This is a genomic window from Streptomyces sp. NPDC031497 (genome assembly GCF_055580905.1).
The window spans coordinates 39,115-56,940 of the sequence record NZ_JBVIKO010000024.1; the positions used below are offsets into that span (position 1 = coordinate 39,115).

General features: G+C 70.8%; 15 protein-coding genes, 2 tRNA genes and 1 pseudogene. 7 read left to right on the forward strand and 11 right to left on the reverse strand.

Translation table 11 applies throughout. The features are described 5' to 3' along the window. Positions 1 to 150 precede the first annotated feature (150 nt). Complete coding sequence (locus ACZ5K7_RS36880; RefSeq protein ID WP_351704863.1) at positions 151 to 1,248, forward strand: YlbL family protein; 1,098 nt, start codon at positions 151 to 153, stop codon at positions 1,246 to 1,248. 107 nt (positions 1,249 to 1,355) lie between these two features. Here ACZ5K7_RS36880 and ACZ5K7_RS36885 read toward each other — a convergent pair whose 3' ends face one another. After that, the gene (locus ACZ5K7_RS36885; RefSeq protein ID WP_351704866.1) at positions 1,356 to 1,898 is read right to left on the reverse strand and encodes a PPA1309 family protein; all 543 of its coding nucleotides are present in this window, start codon (positions 1,896 to 1,898) and stop codon (positions 1,356 to 1,358) included. A gap of 187 nt (positions 1,899 to 2,085) precedes the next feature. On the opposite strand from ACZ5K7_RS36885, the gene ACZ5K7_RS36890 reads away from it, so the two are divergent. The 4 genes from ACZ5K7_RS36890 to ACZ5K7_RS36905 all read left to right on the forward strand — a co-directional run bounded on the left by ACZ5K7_RS36890 (position 2,086) and on the right by ACZ5K7_RS36905 (position 7,459). Continuing rightward, entirely contained in the window at positions 2,086 to 5,064 is a 2,979-nt protein-coding gene (locus ACZ5K7_RS36890; protein ID WP_468920952.1) for a UPF0182 family membrane protein, read from the forward strand. 41 nt (positions 5,065 to 5,105) lie between these two features. Next, positions 5,106 to 5,179: transfer RNA gene (locus ACZ5K7_RS36895), tRNA-Met, on the forward strand. Between the two features lie 280 nt (positions 5,180 to 5,459). Beyond that, positions 5,460 to 7,301: a tetratricopeptide repeat protein gene (locus tag ACZ5K7_RS36900; RefSeq protein ID WP_468920816.1), complete on the forward strand. Its 1,842-nt coding sequence runs from the start codon at positions 5,460 to 5,462 to the stop codon at positions 7,299 to 7,301. A gap of 84 nt (positions 7,302 to 7,385) precedes the next feature. Continuing rightward, positions 7,386 to 7,459, forward strand: a tRNA-Met gene (locus tag ACZ5K7_RS36905). Between the two features lie 112 nt (positions 7,460 to 7,571). On the opposite strand, the gene ACZ5K7_RS36910 is transcribed toward ACZ5K7_RS36905, so the two are convergent. The 4 genes from ACZ5K7_RS36910 to ACZ5K7_RS36925 form a co-directional block, all read right to left on the reverse strand. Beyond that, positions 7,572 to 8,702 carry an ABC transporter substrate-binding protein gene (locus ACZ5K7_RS36910; protein ID WP_468920819.1) on the reverse strand — a complete coding sequence of 377 codons (1,131 nt, stop codon included), beginning with the start codon at positions 8,700 to 8,702 and terminating at the stop codon, positions 7,572 to 7,574. Beyond that, positions 8,699 to 9,562 carry an ABC transporter permease gene (locus tag ACZ5K7_RS36915; protein ID WP_468920822.1) on the reverse strand — a complete coding sequence of 288 codons (864 nt, stop codon included), beginning with the start codon at positions 9,560 to 9,562 and terminating at the stop codon, positions 8,699 to 8,701. Before ACZ5K7_RS36915 ends, ACZ5K7_RS36910 begins: the two co-directional genes overlap by 4 nt. After that, positions 9,559 to 10,380 (reverse strand): ABC transporter ATP-binding protein, encoded by an 822-nt coding sequence (locus ACZ5K7_RS36920; protein WP_468920825.1) that lies wholly within the window; start codon positions 10,378 to 10,380, stop codon positions 9,559 to 9,561. Before ACZ5K7_RS36920 ends, ACZ5K7_RS36915 begins: the two co-directional genes overlap by 4 nt. 100 nt (positions 10,381 to 10,480) lie before the next feature. After that, complete coding sequence (locus ACZ5K7_RS36925; protein ID WP_351704881.1) at positions 10,481 to 10,900, reverse strand: Fur family transcriptional regulator; 420 nt, start codon at positions 10,898 to 10,900, stop codon at positions 10,481 to 10,483. Positions 10,901 to 11,015: 115 nt separating this feature from the next. Here ACZ5K7_RS36925 and ACZ5K7_RS36930 point away from each other — a divergent pair. After that, positions 11,016 to 11,344: pseudogene (locus ACZ5K7_RS36930) on the forward strand (catalase); the annotation flags it as partial. Here ACZ5K7_RS36930 and ACZ5K7_RS36935 read toward each other — a convergent pair. Then, a complete protein-coding gene (locus ACZ5K7_RS36935; RefSeq protein ID WP_468920828.1) occupies positions 11,344 to 11,736 on the reverse strand; it encodes a CBS domain-containing protein in 393 nt (130 codons plus the stop codon). The pseudogene ACZ5K7_RS36930 and the gene ACZ5K7_RS36935 overlap by 1 nt on opposite strands. A 183-nt stretch (positions 11,737 to 11,919) precedes the next feature. Then, positions 11,920 to 12,720, reverse strand: a complete 801-nt coding sequence (gene hisN / locus ACZ5K7_RS36940; protein ID WP_351704887.1) for a histidinol-phosphatase — start codon at positions 12,718 to 12,720, stop codon at positions 11,920 to 11,922. Between the two features lie 277 nt (positions 12,721 to 12,997). Here hisN and ACZ5K7_RS36945 point away from each other — a divergent pair, with 277 nt between their 5' ends. Then, entirely contained in the window at positions 12,998 to 13,603 is a 606-nt protein-coding gene (locus ACZ5K7_RS36945; protein ID WP_351704890.1) for a TetR/AcrR family transcriptional regulator, read from the forward strand. Positions 13,604 to 13,708: 105 nt separating this feature from the next. Here ACZ5K7_RS36945 and ACZ5K7_RS36950 read toward each other — a convergent pair whose 3' ends face one another. The 4 genes from ACZ5K7_RS36950 to ACZ5K7_RS36965 all read right to left on the reverse strand — a co-directional run bounded on the left by ACZ5K7_RS36950 (position 13,709) and on the right by ACZ5K7_RS36965 (position 17,512). After that, positions 13,709 to 14,032 carry a DMT family transporter gene (locus tag ACZ5K7_RS36950; protein ID WP_360476918.1) on the reverse strand — a complete coding sequence of 108 codons (324 nt, stop codon included), beginning with the start codon at positions 14,030 to 14,032 and terminating at the stop codon, positions 13,709 to 13,711. A gap of 76 nt (positions 14,033 to 14,108) precedes the next feature. Continuing rightward, positions 14,109 to 15,155: a ribosome small subunit-dependent GTPase A gene (gene rsgA / locus ACZ5K7_RS36955; protein ID WP_351704893.1), complete on the reverse strand. Its 1,047-nt coding sequence runs from the start codon at positions 15,153 to 15,155 to the stop codon at positions 14,109 to 14,111. Positions 15,156 to 15,167: 12 nt separating this feature from the next. Then, complete coding sequence (gene aroA, locus ACZ5K7_RS36960; protein WP_468920833.1) at positions 15,168 to 16,520, reverse strand: 3-phosphoshikimate 1-carboxyvinyltransferase; 1,353 nt, start codon at positions 16,518 to 16,520, stop codon at positions 15,168 to 15,170. A gap of 278 nt (positions 16,521 to 16,798) precedes the next feature. Next, entirely contained in the window at positions 16,799 to 17,512 is a 714-nt protein-coding gene (locus ACZ5K7_RS36965; protein WP_351704899.1) for a M50 family metallopeptidase, read from the reverse strand. Positions 17,513 to 17,826: the final 314 nt, after the last annotated feature.

Below are 17,826 nucleotides of genomic sequence, written 5' to 3' on the forward strand. Positions count from 1 at the left end.
CGGACCAGGAGAGCCCGGAGCGACGGGCCCGAACTCGACGGATACGCACGGTTCCGCGAGGCCATGGAGAGGTCCCACTCGGGCAGCTGAGACATGTCTGACGGGTGGCCCTGACGGTGCGCTGACAGACCCGTCCCGTACTGTCTTCGCATGCCACGCCGCACCGCGACGATGCTCGCCTCCACCCTGATGCTGATCGCGCTCCTGTGCGCCGGTGTGCTCATCACCGTGCCGTACTCGGAGATGTCCCCCGGTCCTACCGTGAACACGCTCGGGGACCACGGCGGCGAGCCGGTGCTGCAGATCTCCGGTCACAAGACCTACGCGACCTCCGGGCACCTGAACATGACGACCGTCCGGGTCACCAGCGCCGACTACAAGATGAACCTCGTGGAGGCCGTCTACGGATGGCTCTCGCACGACACCAAGGTCGTGCCGCACGACACGCTCTACCCGGACGGCAAGACCGAGCAGCAGTCCACCCAGGAGAACGCCGAGGAGTTCAGCGAGTCCCAGGAGAGCGCGAAGGTCGCCGCCCTGAAGGAACTGGGCGTCCCGGTGAAGTCCTGGGTCATCGTCTCGACGGTCCTCAAGGGCTCGCCGTCCGAGGGCAAGCTGCACGCCGGTGACGTGATCAAGGCCGTCGACGGTACGGCGGTCAAGGAGCCGGCCGACGTCGCCACGCTGGTGACCAAGCACAAGCCCGGCGAGGACGTCGTCTTCACGGTCGTACCGGCCAAGGAACAGGCCGCCGCCGAGAAGGCGAAGAAGACGGCCACCAGGACCGAGAAGGTCACCATCCCCACGACCACCTCCTCCGACGGCGGGGAGAAGCGGGCCGTCGTCGGGATCTCCGCCGGGACCGATCACACGTTCCCGTTCGACATCGACATCAAGCTTGCCGACGTCGGCGGACCGAGCGCGGGCCTCATGTTCGCGCTCGGCATCTACGACAAGCTCACCCCGGGCAACCTCACCGGCGGCAAGTTCGTCGCCGGCACCGGCACGATCGCCGACGACGGCACGGTCGGCCCGATCGGCGGCATCTCCCTGAAGACCATCGGCGCGCGCGACAAGGGCGCCCAGTACTTCCTGACCCCGGCCGACAACTGCGCCGAGGCCGCCAAGGGCACCCCGAGCGGTCTCACCCTGGTCAAGGTCAAGACGATCGACGACGCCCTCGGCGCCCTCAAGGACATCCGCGACGGGGACACCGGCGCCCTGCCGAAGTGCGGCACCAAGAGCTGAGGACCGGCAGACGACCGGAAAAGCCCGGGGGCGCCCTTCCTGACGAGGGGCGCCCCCGGTGCCGTGTGCCGGGCGTGTACGAGTGCGTACGACCGTGTGCGGGAGGCTCAGTCCGCGAACGTCGCCTTCAGGGCCTCCGCCAGACCCGGGACCAGGTCGGGGCCGGTGAGGACCTCCGTCGGGGAGTCCTTCTCGCGCAGCCGCACCGCCGCGTCGCGGCTGCCGTCCCGCAGCACGCCCACCGTCATCCGGACCTCCTGGCGGTCGGGGTGCTGCGCCACCCACTTGGCCAGCTTGGCCTCGCTCAGCCCCTCCGGGACCTGGGTCTCGGCGGACGGCGGCAGCATCAGCCGCTCCACCGTGAGCGCGCAGCCGACCACCGCGTCCGGCCAGGCGATGGTGCCCAGGAACTCATCCAGCGCCTTGTCCGTTGGCACTTCGTCCTGCTCGATCGGGGTGAGACCGGTGGTCACGGACTCGTCCTCCAGACCGAGCTGGGCGGCGAGAGCCGGTTCCTGGGTGCGCAGCCGTGCGGTGTCGACGAGGGCGAAGAGGCGAGCGGGCTGGTCCCAGCCGAGGCCGGAGGCGTACTCGTCGATCTCGAGGACGGCCCGGGTGAGCGGGTTCGCTGCCATGGGAGTGTTGGACATGGTCACAATCCTGCCTCGTTCATGGCCGGAATCGGGAACCGAGTAAGTCGTGAGTAAGTTGCATAGGTGTGGCCCCACGATCACGGGGGGCCACGTCCGGCCCGCGAACAAGAGGGTCTGACGCAACAAAAGCGGATCAACAGCGAATCAAACAGCGAACTTCGAGGTGCGCACCTTGGCTTTCCAGATGCCGGACCGCGGCGGAGGCCCGACGGGGCCGCGGATGAGAGCGGGCCGCCCGTCCCGGCGAGTCCGGACCCTGCTCATGACACTGGGCGTCCTGGCCGTACTCGGCATGGCGTTCACCATGTTCGCGGGCTTCTGGACGGACTGGCTCTGGTACCGGTCGGTGCACTACTCCTCGGTGTTCACCACCACCCTGTGGACGAAGATCGGGCTGTTCTTCGTCTTCGGGCTGCTGATGGCGGCCGCGGTGGGCTTCAACATCTGGCTGGCGCACCGGTTGCGGCCGCCGCTGAGCGCCATGTCCATGGAGCAGCAGAGCCTGGACCGCTACCGGATGGGCATCGCGCCGTACAAGAAGTGGCTGCTGTTCGCGGTCACCGCGCTGGTCGGGCTGATCGCCGGCGCCTCCGCGGCCGGACAGTGGCGCACCTGGCTGATGTGGGTCAACGGCGTGCCCTTCCACCAGAAGGACCCGCAGTTCCACCTCGACGTCTCCTTCTACGCCTTCGACCTGCCCTGGTACCGGTTCCTGCTGGGCTTCGGCTTCGCCACCGCGATCCTCTCCCTGATCGCGGCCGCGCTCACCCACTACCTGTACGGCGGGCTGCGCGTGACCAGCCCCGGCGCGCGTGCCACCGGTGCCGCGACCGGCCACCTCTCGGTGCTGCTCGGCTTCTTCGTCGCCCTCAAGGCGGTCGCCTACTGGCTCGACCGCTACGGACTGGCCGTCAAGTCCAGCGACTTCAAGGCCACCGACAACTGGACGGGCCTCAGATACGTCGACGCGAACGCGTACCTGCCGGCCAAGACGATCCTGTTCTGCATCGCCGTCATCTGCGCGCTGCTGTTCTTCGCCACCCTGTGGCGGCGCACTTGGCAGCTGCCCGTCATCGGGTTCGGCCTGATGGTCCTGTCGGCGATCCTCATCGGCGGCCTGTACCCGGCGATCGTGCAGAAGTTCCAGGTCCAGCCCAACGAGCAGGCCAAGGAAGCCCCGTACGTCCAGAAGAACCTCAAGGCGACCCGCGAGGCGTACGGCATCGACGACACCCAGGTCACCGAGTACACGGGCAAGAGCACGACCACGGGCAAGACCAAGCTCCGGGACGACGTCGACGCCACGGCGAGCATCCGGATCATGGACCCGAACATCGTCTCGCCGACGTTCCAGCAACTCCAGCAGATGCGGAACTACTACGCGTTCCCGACCAATCTGGACGTGGACCGCTACACCAAGGACGGCAAGGTCCAGGACACCGTCATCGGCCTGCGCGAGCTGAACCTCGCCGGCATCCCGAAGAACAACTGGATCAACGACCACTTCCGCTACACCCACGGCTACGGCGTGGTCGCCGCGAAGGGCACCGAGGCCGACAACCAGGGCCAGCCGGTCTTCACCGAGTCCGACCTGCCGTCCCAGGGCGACCTGGGGACGTACCAGCAGCGGGTCTACTACGGCGAGAAGACCAACACCTACTCGATCGTCGGCGGTCCCCAGAAGGAGATCGACTACTCCGACGACAATGGTGAGAAGCTCACCAGCTACCAGGGAAAGAGCGGGGTCAGTCTCTCCAGCCCGATCAACCGCGCCGCGTACGCGATGGCGTTCAACGAGCCGCAGATCCTGTACTCGGGCGCGATCGGCAAGGGCTCGCGGATCCTTTACAACCGCACGCCCAAGGAGCGGGTCGAGGCGGTCGCCCCCTGGCTGACCATCGACGGCGACGCGTACCCGGCGATCGTGGACGGCCGTATCCAGTGGATCGTCGACGCCTACACCACGTCGAACGGCTATCCCTACGCCTCCCGTACGACCCTCGGTGACACCACCGCCGACTCGCTGACCGCGAACAACAACTCCCGCGCGGTGGTGGCCCAGCAGAACCAGGTCAACTACATCCGCAACTCGGTGAAGGCGACCGTCGACGCGTACACCGGCGACGTCAAGCTCTACCAGTGGGACACCGAGGACCCGGTGCTGAAGACCTGGATGAAGGCCTTCCCGGGCACGGTGCAGCCCAAGAGCGCCATCTCGCAGGACCTGATGAACCATCTCCGGTACCCGCAGGACCTGTTCAAGGTGCAGCGCGAACTGCTCACCCGCTACCACGTGACGGACGCCCAGACGTTCCTGACCGGCAGCGAGGTGTGGCAGGTGCCCGACGACCCGAGCAACAAGTCGGGAGACGCGGTACCGCCGTACTACCTGAGCATGAAGATGCCGGACCAGAGCGCGCAGACGTTCTCACTGTCCACGACGTTCACGCCCAATGGCCGGGACAACCTCAGCGCGTTCATGTCGGTCGACTCCGAAGCCGGTTCCAAGGACTACGGCAAGATCAGAATCCTGAAACTGCCGACCAGCACGACCGTCGACGGACCCAAACAGGTCCAGAGCAAGTTCAACTCCGAACAGGAGATCGCCGCCGCCATCAAACTCCTCAAGGGCGGCGACTCCGAGGTCGAGTACGGCAATCTGCTGACCGTGCCGCTGGACGGGGGCCTGCTGTACGCGGAGCCCGTCTATGTACGCGGCGCCGGGGTCAAGTACCCACTGTTGCGCAAGGTGTTGGTCACCTATCAGGGCAGGACCGAGTTCGAGAACACCCTCGACGAGGCGCTCAACAAGGTGTTCGGCTCGAACGGCTCGGACACCGGGTCCTCGGACACGGGATCCTCCGACAACGGGACGACCACGCCGCCGGCATCCGGCAACCCGACGGTCCAACAGGCGCTGAACGACGCCCAGAAGGCCTTCGAGGCGGGCCAGGAGGCCCTCAAGAAGGGCGACTGGACGGCGTACGGCAAGGCCCAGGACGAGTTGCAGGACGCGCTCAGCCGGGCCGAGGCGGCGCAGTCCAAGGCCGACAAGACCGGCAGTGGCACATCGTCCGGCAGCACCCCGAAGCCCAGCGCCAGTGCGAGCCCCGGCACCAGCGCGAGCCCGGGCGCGAGCAGCAGCCCCAGTCCGAGCGGATGATCGCGCCCGCCCCGCGCCGTGGTACGGTTTGAACACAACGGCGCGGGGTGGAGCAGCTCGGTAGCTCGCTGGGCTCATAACCCAGAGGTCGCAGGTTCAAATCCTGTCCCCGCTACTGAAATCGAAGGCCCGGATCCTTTTGGATCCGGGCCTTCGTGGTGTGCGGGCAGGCGGCCAACGGCGCCCGGACCGGCGGCTCGTGGTGTCCGGACGGTCGGCGCCCGTGTCCGGACGGACGGCGAACGCATGTACCGGTGCGCGAGGTCGCCGTGCCGCTGTGGGGAGTTGGCAGAGATGTGTTTGACTTGTCGTTCTGTGGGCATGTCGACAAAACGCTGAAGTGACCTCACGGGTTGCGGTATACCGGATGTACCCAGGTTGCAGGTGGTGCGACGATGGACGTTATGGGGGACAAGGCAACTCTGTTCGAGACAGGGCGATTTGTGCAGCCTTCGGGCGAGGAGCCGACCCGCGACGAGGCCGCCGAGGCCGCTGAAGAGGCACGACGCCGGCTCCATGCCGAGGCCGGTGACGTCGAGTCGATGAGTGTCCTCGGCGCCATGCTGCTGCGCCGTGGCGACCTCGACGGGGCCGAACCCCAGCTGCGTGCCGCCACCGCCGCCGGTGACCGTGCCGCCGCCAACAACCTCGGCGTTCTGCTGCACCAGCGCGGCTACCCCGACGAGGCCGCCGGATGGTGGCGGATCGCCGCCGTGGCCGGCTCCGCGGCCGCTGCCCATGCCCTGGGCCGGCATCACCGTGAGCGCGGCGACGAACCCGCCGCCGAGTACTGGCTGCGCCAGTCCGCCGAGCAGGGCCACGCGCTCGGCGCCTACGCGCTGGCCGATCTGCTGGAGCACCGCGGCGACGCGAACGCCGGTCAGTGGATGCGGGCCGCCGCCGAGCGCGGGCACCGGGAGGCGGCGTACCGGCTGGCGCGCGCGCTCGACCGCAGAGCGGGCGCGGACGAGGGCGAGGCCGGGGCCGACAACGGTGTCGGCGCGGAGAGCACCGCCGGGGCCGCGGAGACCGAAGAGGCCGAGCAGTGGTACCGGCAGGCCGCCGCCCGCGGCCACCGGCGGGCCGCGCTGCACCTCGGGGCGATCCTGGAGCGACGCGGCGCGCTCAAGGAGGCCGGGCGCTGGTATCTGACCTCCGCCAAGGACGGCGAGCCCCGGGCCGCCTGCGCGCTCGGCTTCCTGCTGCGCGACGCCGGGGACACCGAGAGCGCCGCCGTGTGGTGGCTGCGGGCCGCCCAGGACGGCGACGGCAACGCCGCCAACGCGCTCGGCGCGCTGCACGCCGAGCGCGGCGAGACCCAGACCGCCGAGCGCTGGTACCGGGCGGCGATGGACGCCGGCGACGACAACGGGGCGTACAACCTCGGGCTGCTCTGTGCCGAACAGGGGCGGACCGCGCAGGCCGAGCAGTGGTACCGGCGGGCCGCCTACGCGGGGCACCGGGAGGCGGCCAACGCGCTCGCCATCCTGCTGCTCCAGGGCGGCGACACGGCCGGCGCCGAACCGTGGTTCTCCAAGGCCGCCGAGGCCGGCAGCGTGGACGCCGCGTTCAACCTCGGGATCCTCTACGCCGGGCGCGGCGAGGACCGTGTCGCGCTGCGCTGCTACGAGCGGGCGGCCGCCGCCGGGCACACCGAGGCGGCGCTCCAGGTCGGCATCGCCCGGCTGCGGGAGGGCGACGAGGCCGCCGCCGAGCGGCATCTGCGGTGCGCCGCGGGCGGCGGCAGCGCGGAGGCCGCCTACCGGCTGGCCGCCGTGCTCGACGCGCGCAGGCCGGCGGTCTCCGAGCACGAGCTCGGGGAGTCCTCGCTGCACACCAAGACCGAGTGCGAGGAGTGGTACGAGCGCGCCGCCTCGCAGGGGCACCGGCGCGCCCAGGTTCGGGTCGGGATGCTCGCCGCGGCGCGCGGGGACGTGGTGGAGGCGGCGCGGTGGTACCGCGTCGCGGCCGAGGCCGGGTCACGGAACGGCGCGTTCAACCTGGGGCTGCTGCTGGCCCGGGAGGGGAGCGAGCCCGAGGCCGCCGTGTGGTGGCAGCGGGCCGCCGACGCGGGGCACGGGCGGGCGGCGTTGCGGCTGGCCCTGGTCTACGCGCGTCGTGGCGAGCTGGCCGAGGGGCAGCGGTGGGCCGACCGGGCGGTGGCGCTGGGACCGGCCGAGGTGACCGAGCGGGCGGGGCGGCTACGGGACGCGCTGCGCGAGGAGCTGTCGGCCTGAGCTGCGCATTTCCGCAGATCAGGTGGGCTGACCGCAATGGATTTGCTTCTGCTCGCATCCCTCACGTAGTGTTCTGTTCATCGACGCGGGGTGGAGCAGCTCGGTAGCTCGCTGGGCTCATAACCCAGAGGTCGCAGGTTCAAATCCTGTCCCCGCTACTGAAGGCCGAGGGCCGGAATCCGGAAACGGATTCCGGCCCTCGGTTTTTGTTCCGGGACTTTGGTGTTCCGGGACTTTGGTTCAGAGGTCTCCGTTCCGACGCGGGTGCGGCTACGGGACGTGACCCACCGCCTCCTCGTAGAGCGCCCGGTCCACCGTCCGGGACTCGGGGAGCGGGGCGCCCGACGCGACGCCCTGGGCCCGGTACGCCGCCTGCAGACGTGTCGTCGTGCCCGCGCGGATCTCCCAGTCCATGTGCAGCGGCGGGGTCGAGCGCAGGATCGCGGGGTCGGTCCTCAGCAGCTTCGCGAGGTACGTGACGAAGTCCGCGTCCGACTTGTAGTCGCCGGCGAAGTACGTGTCGACCGTGCGGATGTAGGCCCTGAGCAGCGCCACTCCCGCGTCGACGTCGTCGTTCAGGAGGGTGCGGCCGTACAGCATCCCGCCCAGTGGCTCGCCCTGCGGCTGGCCGCCCAGGAACGCGTAGCCGGCCTTCCCGGTGACCTGGCGCCACACCGGGTCCAGCAGCCAGGCCGAGTCGACGCCGCCGTTCCGCAGGGCCGTGAGGACGTCGGCCGAGCCCAGTTGCTGGTAGCGGATCCGGTCCAGGCCCCCGCCATGGCTCGCCAGCGCCTTCTGCATGGGGTACGCGATCACCGAGCCCTTGCCGATCATCGTGCCCAGGGTGCGCCCCGCCATCTCCACGCCGGACGCGTTCTCGCCGTTCTTCAGGCGCACCCACAGGCCGCTCCGCGACTCCGGGTCGGGCGAGAAGTTGCCCGCGACCCACTTGATGTCGAAGCCGCCGCGGACGCCGTTCATCACGGCCGCCTCGGGCGCCGCCCACATCGCGTCGATGTCCCCCTTGGCCAGCAAGGGAAGCGCGTCCGGCGTGGGCAGCACCTTCAGCGTGACGTCCAGGCCCTCCGCTTTGAACTCGCCTTTGTCCAGGGCCACTTCGAGAGGTGCCACGTACTCCGCGCTCAGGGTGCCGGTCGCGATGGTGATCTTGCGGGGTTTTGCCAGGGGCCGGGCCGCGGGCTTGCCGGGGGAGCACCGGGCCGGGGTCCTCGTCGGCGAGAGGTCGGCCGGGTCGGTCCAGGACCCCTGGCCGCAGCCCGCCACCGGGCGGACCGTGCGAGGTGCCGTGGCCGTCTCCCGGTCCTCGGCGTGCTTCGCCGAGCAGGCCGTCGCCAGCAGGGCCAGCGCGGCTGCCGCGACCGCGTAGCGACGCGCTCTCATGACTGCCCCCGTCCCCGGTCCCGCGGCGCCCACGGGGTGAGCAGGCGGCCGGCGAGCCGGATCAGCTCGGAGAAGACCACGCCCAGGACGGCGACGCAGACGATCCCCACGAACATCACGTCGTTCTGGAACAGCGCGCGCGAGTCGAAGATGAGGTGGCCGAGGCCGTCCGAGGCCGCGATCTGCTCGGAGGCGACGATCACCAGGACCGCCACTCCCGCGGCGATCCGCGCGCCGACCAGGACCGCCGGGAGCGAGGCCGGCAGCAGGACATGGCGGAACATCTGCCAGGGCGAGGCGCCGAAGACCCGGCCCGCGTCACGGTGGCCGGAGGGGACGGCGATCACCGCCGACATCGTGGAGATCCACACGAAGAAGAAGACCGTGACCGCCACCAGGGCCACCTGCGGGCCTTCGCCCAGGCCGAACATGTTGAGGAAGACCGGGAGCAGGGCCAGCTTCGGTACCACGTACAGGGCGTCCAGGAGCGGCTCCAGGGCCGCCTTGACCAGCGGGAGGGAGCCCATCAGCAGGCCCAGCAGATAGCCGGCCGCCGTACCCGCCGCGTAGCCCGCGAGCACCCGGCGGGTGGTCGCGCGGACGTCCGGCCACAGGTCGCCCGCCGACGCCCGGTCCCAGCCGTCGGAGAGGATCGTGGACGGCGCCGGGTAGACGCGGTCGTCGATCCAGGCCTGGGTCGCGGCCAGCTGCCACAGGAGGACCAGGAGGACGGGGACGGCGGTCGCCAGGGTCAGCTCCAGCGCGCGCCGGCGCCGGTGGGTGCGGGCGGGACGGAGTTCGGCGGGGCCGGGGGCGCGCACCAGGACACGGGTCTCGCGGTCCGGGGTGAGGGTCGTCATGCCGGTACCGCCTCCTTGCGCAGCAGCTCCCACAGTTCGCTCTTCAGCGCCGTGAACTCGGGGGTGTCGCGGATCCCGCCGGTGCGCGGGCGCGGGAACGGCGGGCGGTGCTCGGCGATGATCCGGCCCGGGCGGGCGGACATCACCAGCACCCGGTCGCCGAGGACCAGCGCCTCCTCCAGGCTGTGTGTGATGAAGAGGGTGGTGGTGCGCAGGGCCTGGGTGAGGTCGAGGAGTTCGTCCTGGAGGATCACCCGCAGCTGGGCGTCCAGGGCGGCGAACGGCTCGTCCATGAGGAGGAGTTCGGGCTCCACGGCCAGGGCGCGGGCGATCGCCACCCGCTGGCGCATCCCGCCCGAGAGGGTCGCGGGGTAGGCGTCGGCGAAGTCCGCGAGCCCCAGCCGGGCCAGCCAGTCCCCGGCGCGTGCGTTCGCCGCGCGGCGCGGGACGCGCTGTACGTCGAGGCCGAAACGGACGTTGGCGAGGACCGTCTTCCAGTCGTAGATGCCGTAGTCCTGGAAGATCATCGCGGCCGGGCGGGGGCTGTCGGTGCGGATCTCCAGCCGGCCGGCGCTCGGGCGGAGCAGGCCGGCCGCGATCCGCAGCAGGGTCGACTTGCCGCAGCCCGAGGGCCCGACCAGACAGACGAACTCACCGGGCGCGACGGCCAGGTCGAGCGGACCGAGGGCGTCGACCGCGTGCGGGGACCGGCCGAAGACGCGGGTCAGGGCATGGGCGTGGAGCTTCGGGTACGCCGGAGGCGGCTGATACGGCTCTCCCACGGGATCTCCTCGCAAGAGTGCGGACCCGAAGACCATATGACGGTCCGTCAGATTCGGGAACCCCGTGTACGGCGAAGAGATACGACACGAGGGCCCCGGCACTCGCCGTGAGTGCCGGGGCCTTTCGGGACGTTCGTCAGGCGGCCGCCGCGCAGTCCGGGCACAGGCCGCGGTACGTCACCTCGACGTCGGAGACCGTGAAGCCGAACCGCTCCGAGGCGGGGAGGTCGGCCAGCGGGTTGCCGGTCGGGTGGACGTCGCGGATCGAGCCGCACTGGGCGCAGACCAGGTGGTGGTGCGGCCGGTGCGCGTTCGGGTCGTACCTCTTGGCGCGCTTGTCCGTCGAGACCTCGAGCACTTCGCCGAGCGAGACCAGCTCGCCGAGGGTGTTGTAGACGGTCGCCCGGGAGATCTCCGGCAGCTTGGTGACGGCCCTGGCGTGGACCTCGTCGGCCGTCAGGTGGACGTGTTCGCCGTCGAGGACCTCGGCCACGACGCGTCGCTGCGCGGTCATCCGCCATCCGCGTCCACGCAGCCGGTCCAGAAGGTCACTCATGCTCACCAGCTTAACAGCAGGCTGACCATTTTCCGAACGAGTGTGACTTTGGATCTGACCTTGATTTGGATTAAGTCCAATATAGGATCTGGCTCGTTCCAGCAAAGTGACAGGAATGGTGCGAAAAGACTCGGGAGGCAGGTGTGGCGCGCAGGGGCCGCTGACCACCGACGCCGATGCGCCGGTGGCCGACGACCAGAACAGCGAGACCGCCGGTGTCGGCGGCCCGGTCCTGGTGCGGGACCAGCTCCTGCGGGAGAAGCTCGCCAACCGTGAACGCATCCCGATGGGGGTTCCCCCGCGCTTCTAAGGCAGTGGGGGAGCGTGGTGCACGCACGCGGTGCGGGCACCTACGGAACCGTCACGGTCACCCCGGACGTCACGCCGTGCACGCGCGCCGCGTTTCTCTCCGAGGTCGGCAAGCAGACCGAGACCTTCGCGCGCTAGACGGGTTGCGGGGCGCGGGTGCCGACCCAGCAGCGGATGATGTCGCGGACCGAGACGATGCCGGCCGGTTCGCCGCCGTCGAGGACGATCAGGTGGCGGAAGCCGCCGTGGGCCATCGCCCGGGCCGCCTCCTCCAGGGTCCAGGTCGGGGTGGCGAAGACGACGTCGTTGGTGGTGTGGGCGTGGATGGGCTCCGTGTCAGGGTTCTGGCCCAGGCCGACGGAGTTCAGGATGTCGCGTTCGGTGAGGATGCCGATGCCGCCGGCGTCGGGGTCGTGGACGATCGCCGCGCCCACGCGACGCGCGGACATCAGGGCGGCTGCCTGGCGGAGTGTGTGGGCGGGGCCGACGGTGAGGACCACCGTGCTCATGGCGTCACGGACGAGCATGAAAGGTGCCACCTCCTAGGGAACCGCGGAGATAGTTCAGCGATTCACAAATGCACAAAGTGGGGGTTCTCACAGGGTGGCAGGTAAAGCCCGGGTCAACAAGGGGGTGTGTGTAGCCAACTGAGGGCGCACGCGCTCATATGTGCTGGAGAAGACTGCCCTGTTCTGCCTCAGAAGGCTGTTTCAGTAACGCTGGGTGAGGTACGACAACAGCTCCTCGTGGAGCAGACCGTTGGACGCGGCCGCGTTGCCGCTGTGTGGGCCGGGGCGGCCGTCCAGGCCGGTGAAGGTGCCGCCGGCCTCCGTCACGACGATCGCGGTCGCCGCCATGTCCCACAGGGACAGCTCCGGCTCGGCACAGATGTCCACCGACCCCTCGGCGACCATCATGTACGGCCAGAAGTCGCCGTACGCGCGCGTGCGCCACACTTCGCGGCTCAGGTCCAGGAAGCCGTTCAGCAGCCCCCGCTCGTCCCAGCCGCTCAGCGAGGAGTACGCGAACGAGGCGTCGGACAGCTTCGAGACCTTGGAGACGTGCAGGCGGGTAGCCGAGGAGAGGCTGCGGCCGGTGTAGGCGCCGTGCCCCTGCGCCGCCCACCAGCGGCGGCCCAGCGCCGGTGCGGAGACCACGCCGACGACCGGCCGGTAGCCGCCCTCGGCCGCCTCCATCAGGGAGATCAGGGTCGCCCAGACAGGGACACCGCGTACGTAGTTCTTGGTGCCGTCGATCGGGTCGATCACCCAGCGGCGCGGGCCGGTGCCCTCGATGCCGTACTCCTCACCGAGGACCGCGTCCCGTGGACGGGCGCGCTGCAACTGGCCGCGGATCAGCTCCTCGGCGGCCTTGTCGGCCTCGCTCACCGGGGTCATGTCCGGCTTGGTCTCGACCTTGAGGTCGAGGGCCTTGAAGCGGGCCATGGTGGCGGCGTCGGCCGCGTCCGCGAGTACGTGGGCGAGCCGCAGGTCATCGTGGTAGTCGGGCATGCCACGAACGCTATCTGCCGGGGTGGGGGCGGGGCTACAGAGGCACGGGGCGGATACGGGGGATGTCCTGGGGACAGAGGCACGGGGCGGATACGGGGGATGTCCTGGGGACAGAGGTGGTTCGGGGAGGCGAACCTCCGCCGACCGGGCGGTGAGCGGTGGCCTCGGCGCACCCGCGTGTGTTGGCCGAAGGGCGCCCCCCGGTGCCTTCGCGAACCCTTGACAGTGGGATCGTGCGCGTCAAATCTGGGCGCAGAGCCGCCCGCCCCAGGAGGCGATGATGCCTGCAGCTCGGGAGTCCCTGCTGGACGCCGCGTACACGGCGCTCGCCCGCCGCCCGTGGGCCGCCGTGCGGATGGTCGACGTGGCCGCGGCGGCCGGGGTGTCCCGGCAGACGCTGTACAACGAGTTCGGCAGCAAGGAAGGCCTGGCGAGGGCGCTGGTCCGCCGGGAGGCCGACGGGTATCTCGCGGGGGTGGAGCGGGCGCTGGTCGGCCATACCGAGGTGCGGGAACGCCTGACGGCGACGGCCGAGTGGATGGCCGCGGCGGCTCGGGAGAACGTGCTGGTACGGGCGATGCTCACGGGGTGCTGGAGCGAGCGGCTGCCATCGCCGACGCTGACCGCGGTGCCGTCTTCCTCGGCGGTGCCGGCGCAGCGGAGGGCGGACGGGCCGCTGCCTTCTCCCGGGGACTTCGTGCAGATCGTGCGGGACCGGGCGGTGGCGGTGCTGTCGGGACCGGGAGCAGTGCGGGGGAACGGTGAGCTGGCCCGGTCGTGCGAGCTCGTGGTGCGGCTCGCGCTGTCGTGTGTGGCCGCGCCGCCGGGGGAGGGCGGAGTGGCGGAGCTGGTGCGGGGGGCGCTGCCGCGGCAGCCGGTGTGACGGGGGTGAGGGGTGGCGCGGGCTGCGGGTGCGTGGGGGCTTGGCGCGCCCACGCGGCGATAGCCGCATATTGATACGGCCCCGCGCCCCTTTGGGGCGAGTTTGTCAGTGTGTCGAGCCCGAGAGCTGGAGGCCGATCACGCCCGCGATCACCAGGCTGATGGAGATGATCTTCAGGGTGGACACCAGGTCGCCCAGGAAGATCATGCCGTAGATCGCCGTGCCCGCCGCCCCGATGCCTGTCCACACCGCGTAGGCCGGGCCCACGTCCAGCTTCTTGAGGGAGAGGGTCAGCAGGCCGAAGCTGCCCAGGGCGAAGGACGCGAACGCGATCGTCGGCCATAGACGGGTGAAGCCGTGGGACAGCTTGAGGCACACGGCGAAGCCGGTCTCCAGAATTCCGGCCACGATCACCAGCAGCCACGCCATGTGCCGTCCTCCCGTAAAGCCAGCTCGGTGCGATTATGCACTTACCGAACTCGGGTCAGGACAAACAACGCGGTGGTCAGTCGCCTTCCGTGCGTTCGCGTGTCGACAGGAGACGGCGCAGCGAGTAGAGACGGGCCGGGTCCGCGTGGCCCTCGGCGACCCACTCGTCCAGCGCGCAGTCCGGCTCGTCGTGGCTGCACGCGCGCGGACAGTTCACCGTGCCGGGCTCCAGGTCGGGGAAGGCGAGGATCACCCGGGACGGGTCGATGTGCGCCAGCCCGAAGGAGCGGACGCCCGGGGTGTCGATGACCCAGCCTCCCCCACTCTCGGCTTCGCTCGAGCGGGAGGTGCCCCCACCGCCGGTGAGGGGAAGGGCCAGAGCGGAGGTCGTGGTGTGGCGGCCCCGGCCGGTCACCGCGTTCACATGGCCCGTCGTCCGCCGGAGGTCCTCGGGGACCAGGGCGTTCACCAGCGTTGTCTTGCCGACGCCCGAGTGGCCGACGAACGCCGTGATCTTGCCGTCCAGATGGTCCTGGACCACGCGGGCCGCAGCCCCCGTCTCCAGTTCCGCACGGCTCGTGACCACGTAGGGGATCTCCAGGTGGCCGTACAGCTCCAGGAGCTTGTCCGGCGGGGCCAGGTCCGACTTGGTCATGACCAGGAGCGGGGTGAGGCCGGCGTCGAAGGCCGCGACCAGGCAGCGGTCGATGAGACGCGGGCGGGGTTCCGGGTCGGCCAGGGCCGTGACGATCGCCAGCTGGTCGGCGTTGGCGACGACCACCCGCTCGAACGGATCGTCGTCGTCGGCGGTGCGGCGGAGCACGGACGTCCGGTCCTCGATGCGCACGATCCGGGCCAGGGTGTCCTTCCTGCCGGACAGATCGCCCACCAGGGCCACCCGGTCACCGACCACCGCCGCCTTGCGGCCCAGCTCGCGCGCCTTCATCGCCAGGACCGTACGGTCCTCGACCAGGCAGGTCAGCCGGCCCCGGTCGACGGTGAGGACCATGCCCTCGGCCGCTTCCTCGTGCGCGGGGCGGATGTGCGTACGAGGCCGGGTGCCCTTGCGGTTGGGGCGCTGACGGATGTCGTCCTCGTCGGTGTGCTTGCCGTAGCGGCGCATCGTCGTACGCCCCTAGGCCCCGTCGCTCCCGAGCATCCCGGTCCACAGGTCGGGGAAGTCCGGCAGGGTCTTCGCCGTGGTCGCCACGTTCTCGATCTGAACGCCCTCCACGGCCAGGCCGATGATCGCACCGGCCGTGGCCATGCGGTGGTCCTCGTAGGTGTGGAAGACCCCGCCGTGCAGCCTGCGCGGGCGGATGTGCAGGCCGTCGGCGGTCTCGGTGACGTCACCGCCCAGCTCGTTGATCTCCTTGGTGAGCGCGGCCAGCCGGTCCGTCTCGTGGAGACGGAGATGGGACACGCCCCGGAGGGTGGAGGGGGAGTCGGCGAGGGCGGCGACCGCCGCGATGCCGGGGGTCAGTTCGCCCACGTCACGCAGGTCGACGTCGACCCCGTGGATCCGGCCGGAACCGGTGAACTCCAGGCCGTACTCGGTCAGTTCGCAGGAACCGCCCATCTCGGTGAAGATCTCGCGCAGCCGGTCGCCCGGCTGGGTGGTACGCGACGGCCAGTCCGGGATCAGCACCTTGCCGCCCGTCACCAGGGCGGCGGCGAGGAACGGCTGGGCGTTCGAGAGGTCCGGCTCGACGGTCAGGTCCCGGCCGAGCAGGGCGCCCGGGGTGACCCGCCAGACGTTCGGCTCGCCGCCCGACTCCGGGGTGTCCACCTGGGCGCCGACCGCGCGCAGCATGTCGACGGTCATCCGGATGTGCGGGAGGGAGGGGAGCGTCGCGCCGATGTGGCGGACCTCCACGCCCTGGTTGAACCGCGGACCGGAGAGCAGCAGGGCCGACACGAACTGGGACGAGGACGAGGCGTCGATCGACACCGGGCCGCCCTCCAGAGCGCCGCTGCCGTGCACGGTCAGCGGGAGCGTGCCCCGGCCGTCGTCGTCGATCCGGGCGCCGAGGGCGCGCAGGGCGTCGATCACGCCGTGCAGGGGCCGCTCGTAGGAACGGGGGTCGCCGTCGAAGCGGATGTCGCCGGCGGCGAGGGTGGCGACGGGCGGCAGGAAGCGCATCACGGTGCCGGCGTTGCCGACGTCCACCGTGGCGGGGCCGCGGAGGCCGGCGGGGAGCACGCGCCAGGCCTCGCCGGAGCCGTCGGGGCCGCCGGCGCCGGAGGAGCTGGAAGACACCGTCTCGTCGATGCCGACGCCCATCGCGCGCAGGGCGCCGGCCATCAGCAGGGTGTCGCGGGACCGGAGGGGGCGGCGCAGCCAGCCGGGCTCGGAGGCGAGTGCGGCGAGGACGAGGGCGCGGTTGGTGACCGACTTGGACCCGGGCACGTGGACCGTCGCGTCGACGGCCCCGCTTGCATGGGGGGCGGGCCAGAGGGCGGTTGGTGCGGTGGGGTTTGCGGCCATGGGGCCACTTTAGTGGGAGGCCGGGGTGGGAGTGCGGGTCGCTCCGCGGGGGAGGCCGTCGTTTTGGGTGCGGGTCGCTTCGCGGGGTGGCCGTCGTTTTGGGTGCGGGTCGCTTCGCGGGGAGGCCGTCGTTCGGTGCGGGTCCGTGGGGGCTGGTCGCGCAGTTCCCCGCGCCCCTTGGTTGGGTGCGCTCAGGTCGGCCGGGTGTCTTGGTTGGGGGCGCTCAGGTCGGCTGTGTGCCTTGGTTGGCTGCGGCCGCGTCGGATGGGATGCGGCGGTCATCTTTCGAGCAGCCAGCGGCCTCCGCCGATCAGTGAACACAGGGACACCGCGTGGAACAGGAACAGCCACATGCCTGCCGGTACGTGGGTCAGGCGGGAGAGCTGGTCCGCGTCCGAGTCGCCGGCGCCGCCCCGTGAGCGCTTCGCCTGGAGCTCGAACGCCGGGCGTACGCCGCCCAGCAGCAGGAACCACACCACCGCGTACGCGAACGCCGCCTGCACCTGGGGCCCCGCCAGCCAGGACACCAGCAGGAACGCGCCGCCCGTCAGGAACACGGTCAGGACGCCGTACGCGTTGCGGATCATCACCAGCATGGCGATGAGCAGGGCCGTCGCGACCCACAGCAGAAGGGTGATGCGGCCGGCGCCGAGCAGGGCCGCGCCGCCCAGGCCGAGCAGCGGGGGCGCGGTGTAGCCGGCCGCCGCCGTCAGGATCATGCCCAGGCCGTGCGGCTTGCCCCGGCTGACCGTGAGGCCGCTGGTGTCGGAGTGCAGGCGGATGCCGGTGAGCTGGCGGCCGGTGAGCAGGGCGACCAGGCCGTGGCCGCCTTCGTGGGCGATCGTGATGGCGTTGCGGGATATCCGCCACACGGTGTGCGGGACGACCACGGCGGCCGCGGCGGCGAGCGTCGCGATCACCACCCACAGGTCCGGGTCGGGCTGGGTGCCGATCAGCTCGTCCCAGAGAGAGGTCGCTGTGCTGGTGTCCATGGTCTCCGGTTGTTCCCTCGCGTCGTACGGAGTCGGCAGTGTGACACGTATGCATGTGCGGATGGCATGTCAACGGCCGGAAGAGAGGGAACATCCCCGGATCAACGCCCTCGGTCCCGGATCGGACCGCGTCTCCGTCCCGGATCGGACCGCACCGGTCGCCTCCGCCCCGCGCCGGTCCGCCGGTCCGCCGTGCCGGGGTGACGCGGCGTGCGTGACGCGGCGTGCGCACGGTCGCGGAACGACCGGGCGGGCGCGGGTGGTTGGGCGCGCCGGGCGTTGATTCCGCCGTCCCGGCTTCGGCCCGGGGCGTG